The sequence below is a fragment of the Massilia sp. CT11-108 genome, assembly GCF_047302915.1.
In the GTDB taxonomy this organism is placed as follows: Bacteria; Pseudomonadota; Gammaproteobacteria; order Burkholderiales; family Burkholderiaceae_D; genus Telluria; species Telluria orientalis.
Window position 1 is genome coordinate 1 of the sequence record NZ_JBKYMO010000958.1, and the last position, 1,118, is coordinate 1,118.

The window sequence follows — 1,118 nt, forward strand, 5'->3', positions numbered from 1 at the left end:
GCGCACGCGGTAGTCGGCGCCAGGCTGCGTCGGGCGCAGCGCGAACGTCGTTTCGGACAGGTTGGTCCAGTTGGCGATGCGCTGCATCTGCGCGGTGGACAGGTCGTCGGCGTCGAACACGACGGCGAGCGGATTGCCCAGGAACGGGGTGGCGGTGAAGACGTCGACGGTCTTGAACGGGTGGCGTGCCATGCGGATCTCGCGTTGTTGGGATGAGCCCAGTCTACGCAAGGGGCGGCGGCATCGACAGGCACAGTCACCCGATTGCGGCCGGCACTGTACCGGCGATCGGCCCTGCACGGTTTCGACGGGGCGCAGGCTGCGCAACACGGCGCCGGGCTGCTTGCCGACCGGGGTCAGTTCGTACTCGACGCGCGGCGGCACTTTACGACACGGGCGTCGCCCACGCGCGTGGCCGGCAGGTACTCATCGTCACGCATCGCGACAAGGAGGCGGACGTGCTGCGCGCCTGCGCGGCATCGTCGACATCGACGGGGTGGTGCCGGGGTGACTGTAAAGGGACGTAAAGAAGGGTAAAAGAGTTTTATCCGCACACATCGCGTGCGCCGTCCTGCGCATAATGCCTGCAACCCAGCCAGGAAAGGACGATGGTGAATACAGCGCGCGCACATGCCGGAGCGGTTCCGGTCCGCGCCGCCCGCGAGGCGGCACGGTACACGACGGCGGCCCTGCCGCTCGTCCCGGCCGGTGTGCTGGCGCGCGCCGACCGCATCCTGTTCGTCACCCACCTCGCCATCGGCGATTTTACTTACCTGCAGGCGTGCCTGCGCGCATTCGCCCGCGCGTGGCCGCATGTGCGCATGCACGTGTGGGTCGACGAACGGCGCCGCACGGCCGATCCGGCCGCGTGGCCGCACCTGCGCAGGTACGCGCTATACGACTGGCTCGCGGCCTGCCCGTGGATCGACCGGGTCTACGACAGCACGTACAGCCCGGCCGCGTTCGAGCAATCGGTCGACGACGCGCGCGCCGAACGCTATCCGGTCGTCGCGTCGCTGGCCGTCGTCGACTGTCACCGCTATGCGCGGCTGGCCCGGCGCATCAGCCCGCGCGGCTTCGTCGTGGGCCTGACCAAGCCGGCCGAGCGCCTGCTGCAC

At 69.4% G+C, this 1,118-nt stretch carries 1 protein-coding gene and 1 pseudogene; one reads left to right on the forward strand and one right to left on the reverse strand.

Translation table 11 applies throughout. The features are described 5' to 3' along the window. Positions 1-192 (reverse strand): PhzF family phenazine biosynthesis isomerase (locus ACEN88_RS32340; protein ID WP_413346314.1); only part of this gene is annotated, 192 nt, incomplete at its 3' end. A 416-nt stretch (positions 193-608) separates the two neighbouring features. Between ACEN88_RS32340 and ACEN88_RS32345 the strand changes: the two are divergent. After that, positions 609-1,118: pseudogene (locus ACEN88_RS32345) on the forward strand (lipopolysaccharide heptosyltransferase family protein); the annotation flags it as partial.